The organism is Bacteroides sp. GM023, assembly GCF_014750685.1.
GTDB lineage: Bacteria > Bacteroidota > Bacteroidia > Bacteroidales > Bacteroidaceae > Bacteroides.
Genome location: NZ_JAAXGE010000005.1, coordinates 473,063 through 492,920 on the forward strand (window position 1 = coordinate 473,063; position 19,858 = coordinate 492,920).

General features: G+C 40.6%; 17 protein-coding genes and 1 tRNA gene. 10 read left to right on the forward strand and 8 right to left on the reverse strand.

What is annotated here, in order from left to right; genetic code table 11:
• Nucleotides 1–2 precede the first annotated feature (2 nt).
• From thrS to HC965_RS12875, 5 genes are all read left to right on the forward strand, one after another.
• Entirely contained in the window at nt 3–1,943 is a 1,941-nt protein-coding gene (gene thrS / locus HC965_RS12855) for a threonine--tRNA ligase (protein ID WP_191031826.1), read from the forward strand.
• 72 nt (nt 1,944–2,015) lie between these two features.
• Nucleotides 2,016–2,618 carry a translation initiation factor IF-3 gene (gene infC, locus HC965_RS12860; protein ID WP_191031827.1) on the forward strand — a complete coding sequence of 201 codons (603 nt, stop codon included), beginning with the start codon at nt 2,016–2,018 and terminating at the stop codon, nt 2,616–2,618.
• Between the two features lie 68 nt (nt 2,619–2,686).
• Nucleotides 2,687–2,884: a 50S ribosomal protein L35 gene (gene rpmI / locus HC965_RS12865; RefSeq protein WP_024988256.1), complete on the forward strand. Its 198-nt coding sequence runs from the start codon at nt 2,687–2,689 to the stop codon at nt 2,882–2,884.
• 97 nt (nt 2,885–2,981) lie between these two features.
• Nucleotides 2,982–3,332, forward strand: coding sequence for a 50S ribosomal protein L20 (gene rplT / locus HC965_RS12870; protein ID WP_004297540.1), 351 nt, complete (start codon nt 2,982–2,984; stop codon nt 3,330–3,332).
• A gap of 358 nt (nt 3,333–3,690) precedes the next feature.
• Nucleotides 3,691–4,461: an EFR1 family ferrodoxin gene (locus HC965_RS12875; RefSeq protein ID WP_191031828.1), complete on the forward strand. Its 771-nt coding sequence runs from the start codon at nt 3,691–3,693 to the stop codon at nt 4,459–4,461.
• On the opposite strand, the gene xpt is transcribed toward HC965_RS12875, so the two are convergent.
• The 6 genes from xpt to HC965_RS12905 all read right to left on the reverse strand — a co-directional run bounded on the left by xpt (nt 4,455) and on the right by HC965_RS12905 (nt 11,121).
• The gene (gene xpt, locus HC965_RS12880; protein ID WP_191031829.1) at nt 4,455–5,027 is read right to left on the reverse strand and encodes a xanthine phosphoribosyltransferase; all 573 of its coding nucleotides are present in this window, start codon (nt 5,025–5,027) and stop codon (nt 4,455–4,457) included. The two genes, HC965_RS12875 and xpt, sit on opposite strands and share 7 nt — an antisense overlap.
• A 92-nt stretch (nt 5,028–5,119) precedes the next feature.
• Nucleotides 5,120–6,427, reverse strand: coding sequence for a phenylacetate--CoA ligase (locus HC965_RS12885; protein WP_191031830.1), 1,308 nt, complete (start codon nt 6,425–6,427; stop codon nt 5,120–5,122).
• A gap of 11 nt (nt 6,428–6,438) precedes the next feature.
• Nucleotides 6,439–7,023: an indolepyruvate oxidoreductase subunit beta gene (locus HC965_RS12890; RefSeq protein ID WP_191031831.1), complete on the reverse strand. Its 585-nt coding sequence runs from the start codon at nt 7,021–7,023 to the stop codon at nt 6,439–6,441.
• Between the two features lie 3 nt (nt 7,024–7,026).
• Nucleotides 7,027–8,619: a thiamine pyrophosphate-dependent enzyme gene (locus tag HC965_RS12895; protein WP_191031832.1), complete on the reverse strand. Its 1,593-nt coding sequence runs from the start codon at nt 8,617–8,619 to the stop codon at nt 7,027–7,029.
• 84 nt (nt 8,620–8,703) lie between these two features.
• A complete protein-coding gene (gene mltG / locus HC965_RS12900) occupies nt 8,704–9,741 on the reverse strand; it encodes an endolytic transglycosylase MltG (RefSeq protein ID WP_191032019.1) in 1,038 nt (345 codons plus the stop codon).
• A 501-nt stretch (nt 9,742–10,242) separates the two neighbouring features.
• Nucleotides 10,243–11,121, reverse strand: coding sequence for a DNA/RNA non-specific endonuclease (locus HC965_RS12905; RefSeq protein ID WP_191031833.1), 879 nt, complete (start codon nt 11,119–11,121; stop codon nt 10,243–10,245).
• A gap of 300 nt (nt 11,122–11,421) precedes the next feature.
• On the opposite strand from HC965_RS12905, the gene HC965_RS12910 reads away from it, so the two are divergent.
• Nucleotides 11,422–13,170: an SGNH/GDSL hydrolase family protein gene (locus HC965_RS12910; RefSeq protein WP_370539980.1), complete on the forward strand. Its 1,749-nt coding sequence runs from the start codon at nt 11,422–11,424 to the stop codon at nt 13,168–13,170.
• Nucleotides 13,171–13,203: 33 nt separating this feature from the next.
• On the opposite strand, the gene HC965_RS12915 is transcribed toward HC965_RS12910, so the two are convergent.
• Nucleotides 13,204–13,785 carry an epoxyqueuosine reductase QueH gene (locus HC965_RS12915; protein WP_191031835.1) on the reverse strand — a complete coding sequence of 194 codons (582 nt, stop codon included), beginning with the start codon at nt 13,783–13,785 and terminating at the stop codon, nt 13,204–13,206.
• A 167-nt stretch (nt 13,786–13,952) separates the two neighbouring features.
• Between HC965_RS12915 and HC965_RS12920 the strand changes: the two genes are divergently transcribed.
• The gene (locus tag HC965_RS12920; RefSeq protein WP_191032020.1) at nt 13,953–15,992 is read left to right on the forward strand and encodes a toxin-antitoxin system YwqK family antitoxin; all 2,040 of its coding nucleotides are present in this window, start codon (nt 13,953–13,955) and stop codon (nt 15,990–15,992) included.
• Nucleotides 15,993–16,101: 109 nt separating this feature from the next.
• Nucleotides 16,102–16,174, forward strand: a tRNA-Thr gene (locus HC965_RS12925).
• A gap of 221 nt (nt 16,175–16,395) precedes the next feature.
• On the opposite strand, the gene HC965_RS12930 is transcribed toward HC965_RS12925, so the two are convergent.
• Nucleotides 16,396–17,604, reverse strand: coding sequence for an ROK family transcriptional regulator (locus tag HC965_RS12930; protein WP_191031836.1), 1,209 nt, complete (start codon nt 17,602–17,604; stop codon nt 16,396–16,398).
• 343 nt (nt 17,605–17,947) lie between these two features.
• Here HC965_RS12930 and HC965_RS12935 point away from each other — a divergent pair, with 343 nt between their 5' ends.
• Entirely contained in the window at nt 17,948–18,394 is a 447-nt protein-coding gene (locus tag HC965_RS12935) for a YhcH/YjgK/YiaL family protein (RefSeq protein WP_191031837.1), read from the forward strand.
• 214 nt (nt 18,395–18,608) lie between these two features.
• Entirely contained in the window at nt 18,609–19,850 is a 1,242-nt protein-coding gene (locus HC965_RS12940) for an MFS transporter (RefSeq protein WP_191031838.1), read from the forward strand.
• Nucleotides 19,851–19,858 lie beyond the last annotated feature (8 nt).

Below are 19,858 nucleotides of genomic sequence, written 5' to 3' on the forward strand. Positions count from 1 at the left end.
TTATGATAAAGATAACATTTCCCGATGGCTCCGTTCGTGAGTATAACGAAGGAGTGAACGGTTTACAGATTGCAGAAAGTATCAGTTCGCGTTTGGCACAGGATGTGCTGGCATGTGGCGTGAATGGTGAGACTTATGATTTGGGACGTCCTATTAATGAAGATGCGAATTTCGTGCTTTATAAATGGGATGATGAAGAAGGTAAACATGCCTTTTGGCATACAAGTGCCCACTTGCTGGCTGAAGCTTTGCAGGAACTTTATCCGGGTATCCAGTTTGGTATCGGTCCGGCTATCGAAAACGGATTCTACTATGATGTGGATCCGGGAGAAGCTGTGATTAAAGAAAGTGACCTGCCTGCTGTTGAAGCTAAAATGCTGGAATTAGCTGCAAAGAAAGAAGATGTAGTCAGAAAGAGCATTGCTAAAACAGATGCTTTGAAGATGTTCGGCGATCGTGGGGAAACTTATAAATGTGAATTGATTTCCGAATTGGAAGACGGACACATTACTACGTATACACAGGGTGCATTTACTGACCTTTGCCGTGGTCCTCACTTGATGACGACTGCTCCGATCAAGGCTATCAAGCTGACTACTGTTGCCGGTGCTTACTGGCGTGGTCACGAAGATCGCAAGATGCTGACCCGGATTTATGGTATCACGTTCCCGAAAAAGAAAATGCTGGATGAATATCTGGTATTGCTGGAAGAGGCGAAGAAGCGTGACCACCGTAAGATTGGTAAGGAGATGCAATTGTTCATGTTCTCTGAAACAGTTGGAAAGGGACTTCCGATGTGGTTGCCGAAAGGTACTGCGTTGCGTCTGCGTCTGCAAGAATTTCTGCGTCGTATTCAGACCCGTTACGATTATCAGGAAGTGATTACTCCGCCGATTGGTAATAAACTGTTGTATGTGACTTCCGGTCACTATGCAAAATATGGCAAGGATGCATTCCAGCCTATCCATACCCCGGAAGAAGGTGAAGAGTACTTCTTGAAACCAATGAACTGCCCTCATCACTGTGAGATTTACAAGAATTTCCCGCGTTCGTATAAGGATCTGCCTTTGCGTATCGCTGAATTCGGAACGGTTTGCCGTTATGAACAAAGTGGAGAGCTGCACGGTTTAACTCGTGTACGCAGCTTTACGCAGGATGATGCACATATCTTCTGCCGTCCGGAGCAAGTGAAAGATGAATTCCTCCGCGTGATGGATATTATATCTATCGTGTTCCGTTCTATGGATTTCCAGAATTTTGAAGCTCAGATATCATTGCGTGATAAAGTGAACCGCGAGAAGTATATCGGTAGCGATGATAACTGGGAAAAAGCTGAACAGGCTATTATCGAAGCTTGTGCGGAAAAAGGCTTGCCTGCTAAGATTGAGTATGGAGAAGCTGCTTTCTATGGTCCTAAGCTCGACTTTATGGTGAAAGATGCTATCGGTCGTCGTTGGCAGCTGGGTACTATCCAGGTTGACTATAACTTGCCGGAACGTTTTGAACTTGAATATATGGGTTCTGACAATCAGAAGCATCGTCCGGTAATGATTCACCGTGCTCCGTTCGGATCTATGGAACGTTTTGTTGCCGTACTGATAGAACACACTGCCGGTAAGTTCCCATTGTGGCTGACACCGGAACAGGTGGTTATTCTGCCGATCAGTGAAAAGTTCAATGAATATGCAGAGCAAGTGAAGATGTATCTGAAGATCCATGAAATCCGTGCGATTGTAGATGATCGTAACGAGAAGATTGGTCGTAAGATTCGCGATAATGAAATGAAGCGCATTCCTTACATGCTGATTGTCGGTGAGAAAGAGGCTGAAAATGGCGAAGTTTCTGTTCGCAGACAAGGCGAAGGTGACAAGGGAACCATGAAATTTGAAGAATTTACTAAAATTTTGAACGAAGAAGTTCAGAATATGATAAATAAATGGTAACTTTGCAGCCGTTTCAGAATAAAATATTTAGTATAACAATTAAAAGATCAAACTAGGAAGTAAACGTTTTTAATGAAGAATGACACTCTAAAAGGGCAATACAGAATCAATGAACAGATTCGTGCCAAGGAAGTTCGCATAGTAAGCGACGATATCGAACCGAAAGTATATCCTATCTTTCAGGCTTTGAAAATGGCCGAAGAGAAAGAACTGGATTTAGTGGAAATTTCTCCGAATGCTCAACCCCCTGTTTGCCGTATAATTGATTATTCTAAATTTCTTTATCAGTTAAAGAAACGTCAGAAGGAACAGAAAGCAAAGCAGGTGAAGGTTAATGTGAAAGAGATTCGCTTCGGACCTCAGACAGATGACCATGACTACAACTTTAAGTTGAAGCATGCCAAAGGATTCCTGGAAGACGGTGATAAAGTGAAGGCTTATGTATTCTTTAAAGGTCGTTCCATCCTTTTCAAGGAACAAGGTGAAGTATTGCTGCTTCGTTTTGCCAATGATCTTGAGGACTATGCAAAAGTAGACCAGATGCCAATGCTTGAAGGAAAGCGTATGACTATACAACTTTCTCCGAAAAAGAAAGATATTCCTAAAAAGCCGGCGGCTCCGAAACCTGCTGCTCCTGCCCAGAAAGCAGAAAAGCCGGAAGCAAACGAAGAATAAGAAAAAGTGCGTAACGCGCAGGTATAGTGCGTTGCCATTATATATTTAATAATTTAAAAACAAGTAAGATGCCAAAGATGAAGACTAACTCCGGTTCTAAAAAAAGGTTTACCCTTACCGGAACAGGTAAAATCAAAAGAAAGCACGCTTTTCACAGTCATATTTTGACTAAGAAATCCAAGAAGAGAAAAAGAAATCTGTGCTACTCTACAACTGTTGATGCAACAAATGTAAGCCAGGTTAAGGAACTCTTAGCAATGAAGTAATCAAAAGCGTAAAAGTATTTTAAAGTATTAACCGAATGCTTTAGCCTGAAGTTCGCTGCGTGAAGTAGCGGCGCTAACATTCAAAAAAAGTAAAACTATGCCAAGATCAGTAAATCATGTTGCTTCAAAAGCAAGAAGAAAGAAAATTTTGAAATTAACCAGAGGTTACTTTGGTGCAAGAAAAAATGTATGGACCGTAGCTAAAAACACTTGGGAAAAGGGTTTGACTTACGCGTTCCGTGACCGTAGAAATAAGAAAAGAAACTTCCGCGCTCTTTGGATACAACGTATCAACGCTGCTGCACGTCTTGAAGGAATGTCTTATTCTAAATTGATGGGCGGTTTGCACAAAGCCGGTATCGAAATAAACCGTAAGGTTTTGGCTGATTTAGCAATGAATCACCCGGAAGCTTTCAAAGCTGTAGTTGCAAAAGCAAAAGCTGCTTAAGTTTCAACAGTTTACGATTTACAAAGTGTCAGTTACTAAGCTAGTAACTGACACTTTCCTTTTGTTAGGCAGATGAAAGGGAATAAAAAAAATGTTAGTAGGCAAACAAAATCCTTTTTTTTCTTGCTAATCTCAGGGATTCTTATTACATTTGTGATACAAAAATATTAGCCGTATCGACTGGATCGGGAAACTCTTCAAATTAATCTGATGCACCGAGAAAGCTTCGTTCTTCAATGGCGGGCCACATCCTTCGGGACAGCTTTAAGCCGGTGGATTACAAAGAGGGCGAGCGCTCAAATCTTGTTCTATCAGAGTTTCATCACATCGTCGGTACGGCTTTCTTATATACTTTCCTATGATATTTTATTTTTCAGGTACAGGTAATTCCAAGTGGATCGCCCGGCAGCTATCCAAGGAACAGAAAGAAGAATTGGTTTTCATTCCCGACGCATTAAGGAATGAGACGTTGGAATTTTGTCTGCGGGAAGATGAGAAGATAGGATTTGTGTTTCCAATCTATTCGTGGGCACCGCCTGAAATTGTATTGCGCTTTATTCAAAAGCTTTCTCTGAAAGGATATAAAGGGCAGTATTTGTTCTTTGTCTGTTCATGTGGAGATGATACCGGACTTACGCAGCAGGTGTTGACGAAGGCGTTGAAGTCTAAAGGGTGGGAATGTCATGCTGGTTTTTCTGTGACTATGCCTAATAATTATGTATTGCTTCCGGGGTTTGATGTGGATACTAAGGAACTGGAACGTAAAAAGTTGGCAGAGAGTATTCCAAGCCTCAAAAGGGTAAATACTTTGATAAGTAGGAGAGAGTATGTGTTCTCCTGTCATGAAGGGAGTATGCCTTTTATCAAGACAAGGATTATCAATCCTTTATTTAATAGTTTCCAAATGTCACCTAAGAACTTTTATGCTACGGATGCTTGCATTGGTTGTAAACGTTGCGAGAAGTCTTGTCCGGTGAAGAATATCACTCTTTCGGAAGGAAAGCCAGTGTGGGGAAAAGATTGCACCTCCTGTCTGGCATGTTATCATGTATGTCCTCAACAAGCGGTGCAATATGGAAAAAGAACAAAAAGGAAGGGGCAATATTTCAACCCCAATTCCGGTTATTGATCTTTGATTTTGATGCAGCAATGAGATAAGTCCTCAATAATAGCAAGGCTTTCTACTCTAACTCCTTGTTCTTCTAATATTTTGCGGCCGTTTTGGAAAGCTTTTTCGATTATGAACCCCATTCCTACCAAATTAGCTCCGGATTGCTTGATGAGGTCGATAACGCCTAATGCTGCGTTTCCGTATGCAAGGAAGTCATCAACGAAGAGCACATTGTCATTAGGAGTGAGGAAATCGGCACTGATAACAACTTCATAGTCACGGTCTTTGGTAAATGAATGGACGGTGGTACTCAGTGCATTCTGAATGGTTTTAGGAGATTTTTTCTTGGCAAATACGACAGGCAGGTCCATTAAATAGCCCGTCATGATAGCAGGGGCGATACCACTGGCTTCGATTGTCATGATCTTATTTACGTTTGTGGCTGCAAAACGGCGGACAAACTCAACTCCGATTGATTTCATCAGAACAGGATCCATTTGATGATTGATAAAACCGTCTACTTTCAGGATACCTCCTTCGTAGCATTTTCCGTCTTGCAGAATTCTCTTTTTAAGTAATTGCATGCTGTATGATATTAATTAATAATGTGCTAATATGCCATTCCGTTTGATGAAAGTTGCGGATGGTATATTAGCACATAGACAATTTAAATGGTTTACTTGTTGTTTCGTAAGTCTTTCACGCGAACGGCTTTTCCCTCACTTTGCGGGAGAGAGCCTTTCTTTACTAGTTTCACTTTCGGTGTAACCAGAATTTCATCTTTCAATTGGCGGGTAATAGCCTTGCGGATTTTTTCCAGCTCAATGTAGTTGTCGGTGGAGAGGTCGCTCAATTCTACCTCGACAATCATTTCGTCCTGGTTGTTGACAGTCTCCAGGGTGATTAAGTAGTTGCTGCCTAATTCGGGGAATTGTACCAGGATTTTTTCAACCTGCATCGGGAAGATGTTGACTCCCTTGATAATAAACATATCATCACTACGCCCTTTGATACGGTCGATGCGAATATGTGTACGTCCGCAGGGACATTTTCCGGGGAGGATACAAGTTAAATCGCGGGTACGATATCGGATCAACGGCATCATTTCACGGTCGAGAGTGGTGAGTACTAATTCTCCGATTTCTCCTTCGGGCATAGGTTCACCAGTTTCGGGGTCAATGATTTCTACCAGATAGCAGTCTTCCCAAAAGTGCATACCGTTCTGTTCCTGACATTCGAAAGCGACACCGGGGCCATTCATTTCAGTCATGCCGAAGCTGTTGTATGCTTTCACGCCCAACATGCGTTCTATTTTCCGGCGTTGTTCGTCTGTATGAGGTTCAGCACCGATAACCAGCGTCTTTAGGGTGGTTTTTGTCGGGTCGAGACCTTCTTCCTGGAAAACCTCAGCAAGTCGGATTGCATAGCTGGGAATGGCGTGTAAGGCGGTCGTTTTAAAGTCGTTGATGAACTTAATTTGTCGCTTACTGTTTCCGGCAGCAGCAGGAACCGTCAGGCAGCCAAGACGTTCGGCGCCATATTGGAAACCTAATCCGCCGGTAAACATGCCATATCCCGAACTGTTTTGGAAAACATCGGTCTTGCGGATACCTACGGCATACAGGCATCGGGCAACCAGGTTCGCCCAGGAGTCGAGGTCATGTTGTGAATGGACAATTACGGTTGGATTCCCGGTAGTACCACTGGAAGAGTGGATACGTACACCATCATTGCTCATATCACCTGCCACTAGTCCGAAAGGGTAGCGGGAGCGCATATCGGATTTAGTGGTAAAAGGCACTTTGCGGATGTCATCCAATGACTGTATACTATCTGCGGTAATGCCATGTTTGCTGAAAACTTCTTTGTAGTAAGGAGCGTTTGCAGCTATATTGATTGTTTTTTTAAGCCGTTGAAGCTGCAATTCCTGCAACTTCTCACGGCTCATGGTTTCTAGTTCTTCTTCCCAGTATTGTGTACTCATGGTAATGCCTGTTATTGCATTAACTTTTCGGCAATTTCCTTGCCGGCAGCCAATGCTTTAAGATTCATTTCTACAATTGCTTCTCCTTTGCGCAAGAAGATTTCACGAATGCTGTCTTGTATTTTTTCGTAATCGATGCCAAGGAATGGGATGGTGGCTCCCAGTAAGACGATATTAGCAACCCGGGCAGAGCCTACTTCCTTTGCTACTTTATCTACGTTCAATACAATCTTATGGGGCAATTTGTTGATTTCCGCCATTACTTTGTCTGCTTCCGGATAATTGGGAATGTTGACAAACGGAGTTTCGTTGGTCACCAACCAGCCTTCGGGGCTAAGGTAGGGGAGATAACGCAGTCCTTCCATAGGTTCCAGTGAGATGATAAGATCACATTTGCCGGAAGGAATCAAGTCTGAAGCAATCGGTTGGTCGCTGATGCGGAGATTGGACTGGACGTCTCCACCGCGCTGGCTCATTCCGTGCACTTCTGCCTGTTTCATGTAAAGTCCTTCTTTCAAGGCAGCTTTGCCGATTACTGTTGCGATGGACAAAATTCCCTGTCCACCTACTCCTGATAATATAATGTCTTTTTTCATGGCTTACTTACTTCTTTTTTTGCGTGCTAATGTTTGGATACACTCTCTGCGTGGAATAATAACAGATACACCGCGATATTCGATTTCTTCGCGTATGATTTGCTTCATCTCTTCGTAGTTTTTCTTCAATGGAATAACTACGCGGATGTGAGCGGGCTCTACTCCCAGACCTGCGCATATAGCTTCAATACGTCCTGTGCCGGCAGAATCCTGTCCACCTGTCATGGCAGTGGTTTCGTTGTCGGAGATCACGATGGTTACATTGGCATTTTCATTGACGCAGTCCAGTAATCCGGTCATTCCCGAATGAGTGAAGGTAGAGTCTCCGATAACGGCTACGGCCGGATAAAGACCACCGTCGGCGGCACCTTTTGCCATAGTAATAGAAGCTCCCATGTCTACACATGAGTTGATGGCATTGAATGGCGCATTAGCTCCCAGCGTGTAGCAGCCGATGTCACTGAATACTTTATGAGAGGGATATTCCTCTTTAAGAACTTCAGTCAATGTGATATACATATCGCGGTGTCCGCATCCTTCGCAAAGTGCGGGTGGACGCATTTCCACTACGGAAGGAATACCGAATTCTGATTTATTCTCTTTTCCTACTGCACGGGCTACCGAGTCGGGATTTAATTCTCCATCTTGTGAAAGAGTACCGTCCAGGCGTCCTTTTACTTTGATGCCAATGCCCAAATAACCTTTCAATTGCTTTTCTACAAATGGCTGGCCGTCTTCCAAAACGAGGATTTCGTCACAAGATTCGATTAATTGGTGCAATTGTTTTTTAGGCAATGGATATTGTCCGATTTTGAGTACCGGGTATTCACAACCTTCGGGATAATTTTCCATCAGGTAATTGTAGCCGATACCACAAGCGATGATTCCTAATTTCTTGTTAGGACCATCTGTATATTTATTGTAAGGTGATTCTTCTGAAGCTTTGATAAACTCGTCCTGGCGGGAGAGTAATACTTTATAGCGCTTGCGTGCATTTCCCGGCAACAGGATGAATTGGCGTGGATCTTCGCTGAAAGATATGTCATTCTGTGGCTTTTGCTCTTTACGCTCTACTCCGGAACGGGAGTGTGCAAGGCGGGTTACCATACGCATTAAAATAGGTTCGCCTAGTTTTTCAGAGAATTCGAAACCACTGTAAACCATGTCATACGCTTCTTGCTGATTGCTGGGTTCGTACATAGGGATCAGTGAAAAATCTCCATAGAAACGGCTGTCTTGCTCATTCTGCGAAGAGTGCATACTGGGGTCGTCTGCTACTATGACAATCAACCCGCCTTTCACGCCGGTGATGGCAGAATTGACGAAACAGTCGGCGGCTACGTTCATGCCTACGTGCTTCATACAAACTAAAGCCCGTTTGCCTACGAAAGACATACCCAATGCAGCTTCCATCGCTGTTTTTTCGTTGGCAGACCAACGGTTGTGTATATTCTGTTCGGTCGTTATAGGGGCCATTTGAATATATTCAGTAATCTCAGTTGAAGGAGTACCGGGATAGGCATAAACACCCGAAAGTCCGGCATCCAGTGCAGCTTGTGCAATGGCTTCATCGCCAAGTAAGAGTTGTTTGCTCATATATTTCTGTTATTTATTTATGTTGTTCACAGTCTGTTAATCTATCGTGCAAAGATAGCCTTTTCAGTTCGTTTTATCACAAATTTACTTGAAAATCTTTCTTTCATTCAGTGCTTTCCAGTATTTTCTTGCATTTGCCATGTGGTCGGCATAATTGGATGCAAAATTGTGGGTTCCTGAAAAATCTTCTTTGGCACACATATAGATATAGTTGTGTTTGGTATAGTTCAATACGCTGTCTATTCCTTTCTTGGAAGGGATACGGATAGGGCCTGGCGGCAATCCGGTATTTATATAGGTATTATAGGGTGAATTAACTTTCAGATGTTCGTTGGTGATACGGCGCAAGCCAAAATCTTGCAGGGCAAATTTTATGGTAGGGTCTGCCTGTAAAGGCATATCTTTATGCAAACGATTGATATACAGTCCGGCTACCATTGGCTTTTCTTCATTATTGTTGGTTTCTTCCTCAACAATGGAGGCCAGTGTACTTACCTCTTCCGGTGTCATTCCGATAGCAGTGGCTTGGGCGAGGCGTTCCTTGTTCCAAAAGCGTTCGTGTTCCTTCTGTATACGCTTGAAAAAATCATCTGCGCTTATATCCCAGTATACTTGATAAGTCTCCGGGATGAAAAGGCTGGGAAGGGTTGTCTCCGTGTATCCCATTTTATTTTGAAAAGTAGGGTCAAACAATTGCCCGGCGATTTCGGCGGAGTCTATCATAAGTTGTTTGTCGATGCTTCGCGCCAGTCGGTCTAATGTCCGGACGCTTCCGATTGTGAGGTTGACTGCTTCCTGGTAACCTCTCGAAAAGCGGCTATATACATGATAGACATTGTCATTCGGGCGAATGGCGTAACGTCCGGTATGAATATTCTGTTTGAAATCCTTATATTTAGCCATCCAGTAAAATCCGGTGAATTTGTTGACATGACCGGACTTCTTTATTTTATTATATATGGAGTCTGCTGTATCATCCCGGTCTACATAAATATATACGGTTTTAGACGGATGGAACTGAGGAGCAAACAGGTAATAATAAACGGTTCCTCCGGCAATGGCACAAAGAAGGAATGCTCCGATCAGAATGGATAATAAAATGTTTCTCTTTTTTTTCTTCATCTTATGAGACGTTATTTTTGCAGCGTCAAAGATAACAAGAATTTGGATAGGAGTGATTTCTTTCTGAGATGAATCTTTCCTTTGTGACATTTTTGCTCTTATAATAAGTATTATACCCGGAAAAACAAAAATGTTGCATCGTTGATAATCAGATTATTATGTGTGTAAATAGGGTGTATTTTCGATAAGTTTACAAAAAATATCTAAATGATTTCTGTTTTTTGAAGGAGAAAATTGCACTTTTTATGCAATGCATTGTCAATGAGGTGATTGCTCGCTTTTATATGTGTATATAACGATTTGTAAAGTTGCAGTGGAGTAACTATGAGGAAGAACAAGTGTAACTGGTGAGTTACACAACAGTATCAAGCCTGTTGCACAAGTGCAATAGCTTAATATCCCGGCAGATTTTATTAATATACTGAAAGGATTACATTAATTGATAGGAAAGAAATCGGTAAGGTTACTGCATGATTCTAAGAAATTATACGGTGTTTTTGATTAATTCGGCCATTGGAAATAATTTGCTTCTGCTTCTATTTTATTCTCTATCTCATCGGGTAGAGGTGCGAAGAAGTCCATGTTCGTAAGACGTTCGATGCTGTCTATGGTTACTACGTAGGTGGAAAGCGGCTCTACGGCTTGTTTGTTGTTGAACAGGAATCCGATAGCCCGCATGGGTTTGACGAAAGGAGAGAGGACTACTTTGAAAAACTGTTGGGGTACTACAACCTTATTTTTTCCGATTGTTTTTGGCTGTTTGGCTACAATAGGGCCACATATAATGATAATCGCGCTGTCTGCAATAGCCCAATCCCGGATTTTCTCTTCCAGGTTTTTCCATCCTCTCCTGTTTAATTGCGGGTGTTGTGGGCACATATTACTGAAATAGAATGATTCTTTCATTGCCTGCGGGCTCCATTTCATATCCGCAGCCGGTGCCATGTGTCCTTTGTCGTATCCCGAACGTGTATAATCAGCATTAGTTGCAATCGAGCCTGTTACCAGCGGATCGGCAATAAAACGATCGTTTCTTTTCTCTTTTCCTTTTGTTTCTTTCCGGGTTAACTCATAGGAAACCCAATTGGGAAGCTTTAAATCTTTATTATAAGAAACGGTGTATCCGGTATGGTGGATTATTTGTTCTTGTCGCGGAGTTAGTGATATCGGAATTTCCAACTCCTTGCCGGATGGAATTTGAAGTGATACGTTTGCTTGCGGCTCTTCCTTTTTTGTGCTGTCAATTTGTTGACAATACAAATAGACGCCGTAAAGAATAGGAATGAGTACAATGAGGACGATAATACATCCTAATTTATAATTAGAGCGTGATTTCTTTTTGAATAATTTTCTGCTTTTACCTTTTTTACTTCGATTCATTGATTTGTTGACGATAATGGTCAAGTGCATATCATGCTATTCTATGGATATGATGTCACTTTTATATTTATAATTTAGTTAGCAAAAATAAGCTATATTTCTTTCTTTTCCTCATTTTCTATGAAGTTTTAAAGTTTTCTGTTTAAAATAAAGAGGCGATTGGTTTATTATGTAGTAGTTTAGATACTAAATAATTTTATTAATCTAATACGTTAATCTAGTACTTTTTGTATATTTGCAATCAATATACTAAGTTTGTTCCTGATTATAATACTTGATAAAATACAAATCAGAATGGAAATAAGAGTAAGAAAAGAAAGTTGGCTGTTGTTGATACTCTTTTTGGGGAGTTGGGGAACATTGCAGGCTCAATACAAATGGGAGAATCCTCAGGAACAAGCCTGTCCTGTGATTCGTGGTAGAGCTTGGCAAAGTGAATTGCGGGGTACTTATGCCCGTCTTCCGCTTAAAGCCCAAAGTAAAGTGCGTACCCCACTTTGGGACTTGTCTCAACAGAGTGCGGGTTTATCCGTTGCTTTTTATTCCAACTCTTCGGAAATTAAAATAAAATATGTAGCAAAAGGTAGCCGAGGGATGGCGCATATGCCAGCAACAGGAGTTTCCGGAGTTGACTTATATGCCACTGACAGAAATGGACGAAGTAGGTGGTGTGCAGGGAAATACAGTTTTGGTGATACTATAACCTATACATATAGCGGTTTGACTTATGAAGACGGTTCAGGTAGAGGATATGAGTATGAGTTGTTTCTGCCTCTTTATAACTCAGTATCTTTTATGCAGATAGGAGTTAGAGAAAATGCTTCTATAGACTTTCTTCCCGTTTCGCAAGAGAAGCCATTGGTCATTTATGGTACCTCTATTGCGCAAGGAGCCTGTGCGTCGCGTCCTGGAATGGCATGGGGAAATATTATCAATAGAGAACTGAAACATCCGGTTATCAATTTAGGCTTTTCGGGTAACGGAAAGATGGAGAAAGAAATCTTTGAATTGCTGTCGGAAATAAATGCCCGATTATATGTAATAGATTGTATGCCTAACATGGCTAATGCGACTGATAGCGCAGTGATTTATAATCGTACCTTGGACGGAGTAAACATGCTTCGTGCCCGGACTAATGCTCCTGTTTTATTAGTGGAGCATAGTGGGTATATGAATGAATTTACCTCAGAAAAAGTGAAATCTTCTTATAAGATGGCAAATACCCCATTGCGCAGAGCTTATGAAGATTTGATAAAGAATAAAGTTGCAGATATCTATTACTTGACTAAAGAAGATATTAGCTTATCAATGGATGCTATGGTTGAAGGAGTTCACCCGTCTGATTTAGGTATGCAGCAGTATGCGGATAGTTATATTCGGAAAATAAGGGAAATATTACATGAAGAAGGTGGAAGCTCTTCAGCCTGCATTCCTTGTAAGCAACAGAGAGACCCATATGACTGGACGGCAAGACATGAACAAGTATTGAATTTGAATAGTAGGAATTTTCCAGAAATCTTGATGATTGGTAACTCGATTACTCATTATTGGGCAGGTGAACCGCTTTCGGGCAGGCAAGCCGGGAAGAAAGCGTGGGAGAAACTTTTCAAAGGACGGAGAGTACATAATTTGGGCTTTGGTTGGGATAAAACGGAGAATGTACTTTGGCGTATTTATCATGGTGAGTTGGACGGTTTTCAGGCAAAGACAATTTTTCTGTTGATTGGCACTAATAATTTACAGTTTAATACTGACCGGGAGATATTGGATGCCATTATGTTGATAACAAAGACTATCAGAAACAAACAACCGACTGCCAAGCTGCATGTAATAGGTCTTTTACCTAGAAAAGGCATGGAAGAGCGTATCCGCCGAATTGATTCGGAATTGCAGGATTTGGTATCTAAAACTGATGCTGTGTATATAGACCTGACCCCTTCTTTGATTAATAAAGAGGGGCGAATTGATGCGTCATTATTTAGTGATGGCCTTCATCCTAATGAGAAAGGGTATGAACGGATAGCCAGTGTGCTTTCTCCATTTTTGTAATGTGAGAGATCTGGAGGATGTTTATAAGTCTCTTTACTCTTCTTTTCTCATGCTGAATTCACAACCACAATATTGCTGGTTGTAGAAATTATATTCTTTGATGATGGCGATACGGCGTTCGCTTAATCCACCTTTACGCCAATTCTGTTCCCAGTATGTGACATCGGGATAGTGTACCATGGCATATTGTCCGGCTTCATTTATCTGCTCCAGGCTTTTCCAGCGACTGGAAGCAAGAGTGGTAGTAATTACGGAAAAACCATGCTCGTGTGCATAACGGGCTGTCTCCAACAAGCGGACTTTGAAACAACGCAGGCAACGTCCTCCTCTTTCGGGTTCCTGCTCCATTCCTGCCATTTGGCATCTCCAGGCTTCGTGGTTGTAATCGGCATCAATAATTTCCAGTCCTAATGATTGTGCATAGCGTGTACATTCATCTTTTCTTATATTGTATTCTTCCAGTGGATAAATATTGGGATTACAGTAGTAAATGACAGGAGTTATATTGTGTTGCATCAGACATTCGATGATAGCTGACGAACAGGGAGCACAACAGGTATGAAGTAAAATCTTGTCGGCTCCTCCGGGAACTTCGAGTTGGAATTTCTTTTTCATGCCGTAAAGTTAGTACATAATTTGCCATACCGATCAATGGTTTATAATTTATTCAGAATAAAATCGGAGAGGGTTTGGGATGGAATTTTTGCTAAATGAATCAGGACGAATCAATTAATCTCGTTTTTTTTAGTAATTTTGCCCGCTCAACTCAATAACGGAACATGATGGATGAATTAAACAACGGGCAACAAGAGCAATATGTTGAACCCGGTAAGAAAAAGAATAGTCGAAAATTTGTAAAGAGAGCTCTGGTAGTGGCAGGATTAGCCTTGGCGGTATATGTTGTATATTCCATCGTTTATTTGTTTGTCTCGCCCGACCGTAATATTCAGCAGATTTATCTGGTTCCCGAAGATGCTGCATTTATTATCCAGTCATCAGCTCCGATTGAGGATTGGGAAAAGTTTAGCGGAAGTGAGACATGGAAATGTCTGAAGAAAGCGAAATCTTTTGAAGAAGTAACCGAGAGTGTGGAAAAGCTCGACTCGGTGGTAAAAAGCAATAAAGTATTATTGTCTCTTGTCGGTGAAAGAGACATGCTGATTTCACTTCATAAAACCCGTCCTACTAATTGGGATTTCCTGCTTATCCTGGATATGCAGAAAGCGTCAAAGATGGATTTGCTGAAAGATCAGGTTGAAACGGTATTGGTCATGAGTGGCTTTAAGGTTACTAACCGAATGCATAATGGCATCAATATACTTGAAATGCGTGACCCTGATACGCGTGATATTTTCTACATTGCTTTTGTGGATAATCACCTGGTGGGTTCTTATACATCCGCTCTTGTCGAATCGGCTATTGATTCGCGTAATAAACCCAAAATCGGACTCGATCAGTCCTTTATTGAAACGGAGAAATTAGTTTCGGGCAAGGGGCTTGTAAGAGTCTTTATCAATTATGCACGCGTTCCTCAGTTTATGTCTATTTATTTAGGAACGAGAAACGAATATGTTGATCTCTTTAGTAACTCTATGAACTTTGCCGGCCTTTATCTGAATGCAAACGAAGACAGAATGGAAGTGAAGGGATATACTTTACGAAAAGACTCTGCCGATCCCTATGTTACTGCTTTGTTGAATTCGGGAAAACATAAGATGAAAGCGCATGAGATTCTTTCCGGGCGAACGGCTCTTTATACAAATATAGGTTTCGATAATCCGGTAACTTTTGTGAAGGAGTTGGAAAATGCACTTTCTGTGCATGATAAACAGTTGTATGATTCTTATCAAAGTTCCCGGAAAAAGATTGAAGGATTGTTTGGGATCTCTTTAGAGGATAACTTTCTGAGTTGGATGTCAGGTGAATTTGCTATTACACAGTCTGAGCCGGGGTTATTAGGACGTGAGCCTGAACTTATTTTGGCTGTCAGGGCTAAAAGTATAAAAGATGCCCGTAAGAATATGGAGTTTATAGAGAAGAAGATAAAGCGACGTACTCCGGTTAAGGTCAAGACGGTTAATTATAAGGACTTTGAGATCAATTATGTTGAGATGAAGGGCTTCTTCCGCCTGTTTTTCGGAAAGTTATTTGATAAGTTTGAGAAACCATATTATACTTACGTGGATGATTATGTTGTTTTCAGTAATAAGGCTTCTTCTTTGCTTTCCTTTGTAGAGGATTACGAACAAAAGAACTTATTGAAGAATAATCAGGGATTTAAGGATGCACTTTCGTATATGAAATCCAGTTCTACTATTTTCTTATATACAGATATGCATAAGTTCTATTCTCAGTTGAAACCTATGATGAATCCGAGTACATGGAACGAGATACAATCTAATAAAGATGTTTTGTATTCATTCCCTTATTGGACGATGCAGGTGATTGGGGATAGCCAGTCGGCTTCTTTGCAATATGTTATGGACTATACGCCCTATGAGCCTGAAGAGACTGTTGTGGTTGCAACTGATGAGGATGACGAAGAAATGAACGAAGATGCTGAAACCGAAAAAGAACAGATGAGCGAACTGAAACGTTTCTATGTCGAGAAGTTTGAAGGAAATGTTCTGCGGGAGTTTTATCCAGAAGGTGCATTGAAGAGCGAGTCGGAAGTCAAAGAGGGAAAACGACATGGACGTTACCGTGAATATTATGAAGATGGCACTTTGAAACTTCGCGGAAAATACGCTAATAACAAACCCAAAGGTACATGGAAATATTATACCGATGAGGGTAAATTTGATCACAAAGAGAAGTTTTAGATTTAGTCAACAAAAGCCGATTGAAAAAATAACCTCAAAAAAATAGCTGGATTCTTTTTGTTTTCTCAAATAAAGCTGTAATTTTGCACGCCGTAAACGAGAGACAAACGCCGCTATAGCTCAGTTGGTAGAGCAACGCATTCGTAACGCGTAGGTCGCCAGTTCAAGTCTGGCTAGCGGCTCTTGAATTAAAAAACGCTGATTATTAATCCAATAATCAGCGTTTCGTTTTTTGACAGAATTCCTTTTATACGGATAGGAATATCTTTATATGAAGTTTGTATGAACTATAAAAACACAGTCTATGTTAAGTCGTATTATTGTTATGATCGTCGCAGGAGTTGCTATCGTCTATATTGTTCGCTTTATAGACAGTATCTTCTCGCAGCGTAAAAGATAGATATCAGCTTTCGAACATCCTGCTACGTGCCAGCATACAAGCCCCTACGATTCCTGCCTTGTCCTTCAGTTTAGAGGTCATGATGGCGGAGTCTTTATTGACCAGGTTTAGAGAATACTTGCGCACTGCTGTCTTTATAGGCTGGGTGATATAGTCACCGGTCAATGATAAAGTTCCACCTATGATAACCAGTTCGGGATTGAAGATATTGATTAATCCTGCAATCTGCTTTCCTAGCTTCTGTCCGATCTCTTCTACGATTTCGATACAGAGCAGGTCTTCTTTGTTGACAGAAGCTATAATTTCGTCCAAGGTTAAAGGATTTTCTTTAGATAAAATCCGGTTGGACAGGATAGAACTTTCTCCTTTCTGAATGCGTTCAATTAATATACGATGAAGCGCAGAGCCTGACGCTTCGGTTTCAAGACAACCTTTTTTTCCGCAATGGCAGATTATTTCATTATCAAAAACGTTAGTATGTCCGAATTCTCCTGAAAAACCGGATTTTCCAGTATATATTTTCCCGTCAATAATGATACCTATGCCCAATCCCCAACTAATATTAACGAAAATGATGTCTTTCTCTCCTTTTACACATCCCTTCATGTATTCTCCGTAAGTCATGCCACGTGTGTCATTATCTATAGTAACAGGGAATCCGATTCTTTCAGCCAACACCTCTGCCAAGGGGCGTTCCTCAAAATTGAATTGGCTAAAGCTATACCCGGATTCAGGGTTGACTCTACCGGAAACATTAATATTGATATTGAGTATTTTATCACTGGAAATATCTATTTTCTTGATAAATTGCAAAATTAGTTTGCACAATTCATCAAGGGCCTGGGGCGTATTTTCGCATTTGAAGGGAATATTCATTTTGAGTTCGACCATGTCCCCTTTAAAGTTGATTAACCCGATATTGATGGCGAATTTCTTTATATCCACTCCGATGAAATAGCCGGATTCAGGATTTAGACCATATAAACTAGGGTGGCGTCCACCGCTCGTTTCCAATTTGCCATGGTCATTGATATACCCATCTTCGCACATTTCCGAAATGAATTTGGTTACAGTTGGTACACTAAGATCCAATTCCTTCGCCAAATCTGTAATTGTAGAACTCCCATTATATATATAATGTGTAATGATCTTCTTTTTAAGAAGTGCATTCTTGGTTCCTGCTTCTATTTCTTTTAATAAATGTTGTTTCATATCTGTTGTTCTATGTTCTTTTGACAAAGATAATAAAATTATTTATTAATAATAGCTTTAGAAGCATTCTATAAATGTATGACTGATTCTTTTTTAGTAAAATAATCGTTTTTGGTTACTGTATTTTATAGAATAGAAGTGACTTCGATAGTTTATAATTTATATTGTTTACTATTTATCTTTCATATTTGAGATTTTGTTAGTAAAATATTTAATTAATTGTTTGCGATATAATAAAAATAACATTATGTTTGCGTTGATTTATTTGAAAGGGTATTGAATGTTATAAAAGGAGTAAGATTCTTCATCATAGAACTAAATTTATCATTTAAATAAGAAAAATATGATTGTATCTAATTTGAAAAACAGTGAACGTATTGAGGGACTTCACCCTTTATTTAAAGTTTTGTTTGACTATGTAAAGAGCCATGATTTGCTTCATGCAGATTTGGGGCGTATTGAAATTGACGGCGAACGTCTTTTTATTAATAATGTAAATCCTGAGTGTGTTGCTGCTGAAAAACAAGTCTTAGAATTGCATCATGATTATATTGACGTACATATTCTGTTGGAGGGTACGGAGAGAATTGGGTGGAAGGCATTGGAAGATTTGCAGGAGGAGACAAAAGCTTATTCGAAAGAAGAAGATTGTGCTCTGTATTCGGATGTCCCAACCACTTACGTAGACTTGCTTCCCGGTCAATTTGCAATTGTATATCCGGAGGATCCTCATGCGCCGATTATTGGTAATGGTAAAATCCGTAAATTGATTGCGAAAGTTAGGGTTTGATTTTCAGCATAATAGTTGAAATGAGAAGGTAGTATTCTATATGATTGGGATACTACCTTCTTGTATATAATAGCCATATTCTGCTCCTTCTTATTTACTCTTGTTTAATAAATATCGAATAGATAATAAATTATTTTATTAAATATTTGGTGGATAATAAAAATAATATTATGTTTGCATCAGTTTAATACGAAAAACATTAAAAAACGTTCTTATGAAAAACAAAAGTATTTATCCTTGGGTAGTAGTAGGTTTATTATGGGTGGTCGCACTTCTTAATTATATGGACCGTCAGATGCTGTCTACTATGCAGGAAGCGATGAAAGTAGATATTGTGGAACTAAATAAGGCAGAAGCGTTTGGAGCGTTGATGGCTATTTTCTTATGGATTTATGGCTTTATGAGTCCTGTTGCCGGAATTATTGCTGATCGTGTAAGTCGGAAATGGTTGGTGGTAGGTAGTCTTTTTGTTTGGTCTGCTGTTACTTTTTTAATGGGTTATGCGCATAATTTTCATGAACTTTATTGGTTGCGTGCTATAATGGGGGTGAGTGAGGCACTTTATATACCTTCAGCTTTATCTTTAATAGCTGATTGGCATGAAGGGAAATCCCGTTCACTCGCTATCGGAGTACATATGACCGGACTTTATATGGGGCAGGCTATTGGAGGATTTGGAGCTACGGCTGCTGCCGCTTTTTCCTGGCAAGCTACTTTTCATTGGTTTGGTATCGTAGGTGTCGTGTATTCCCTCATTCTTATATTATTTTTACATGAGAATCCAATTCATAACTTTGCAGGCAAAAATGCAGGTGAAAAGCTGAAAGAGAAAAGGCCTTCCGTGATAAGCGGACTTTCCCTTCTTTTTACTAACTGGGCATTTTGGATTATACTTTTCTATTTTGCAGCCCCAAGTCTGCCCGGATGGGCCACTAAAAATTGGCTTCCCACTTTGTTTGCCAGCAGCTTGGATATACCGATGGCAGAAGCCGGTCCGATTTCTACAATTACAATAGCTGTATCATCATTTATTGGTGTGATTGTGGGTGGACTTCTTTCCGATCGTTGGGTACAAAAGAATGTTCGTGGGCGTGTATATACCGGTGCTATAGGTTTGGGAATGACTATACCTGCATTACTTCTACTGGGATTTGGACATAGTTTCGTAAGTGTTATAGGTGCCGGATTACTCTTCGGCATTGGATTTGGGATTTTTGATGCGAATAATATGCCTATTCTTTGTCAGTTTGTATCCGCTAAACATCGGGCTACAGCCTATGGAATCATGAATATGACTGGTGTCTTTGCGGGAGCGGCTGTTACCGAAGTACTGGGAAAATGGACTGACGGAGGAAGTTTGGGACAAGGGTTTGCGATGTTAAGTGTTGTTGTTGCTGTCGCATTGGCGCTTCAGATTTACTTCTTGCGCCCGAAGACAGATAATATGGAAGATTAAAACAGTAA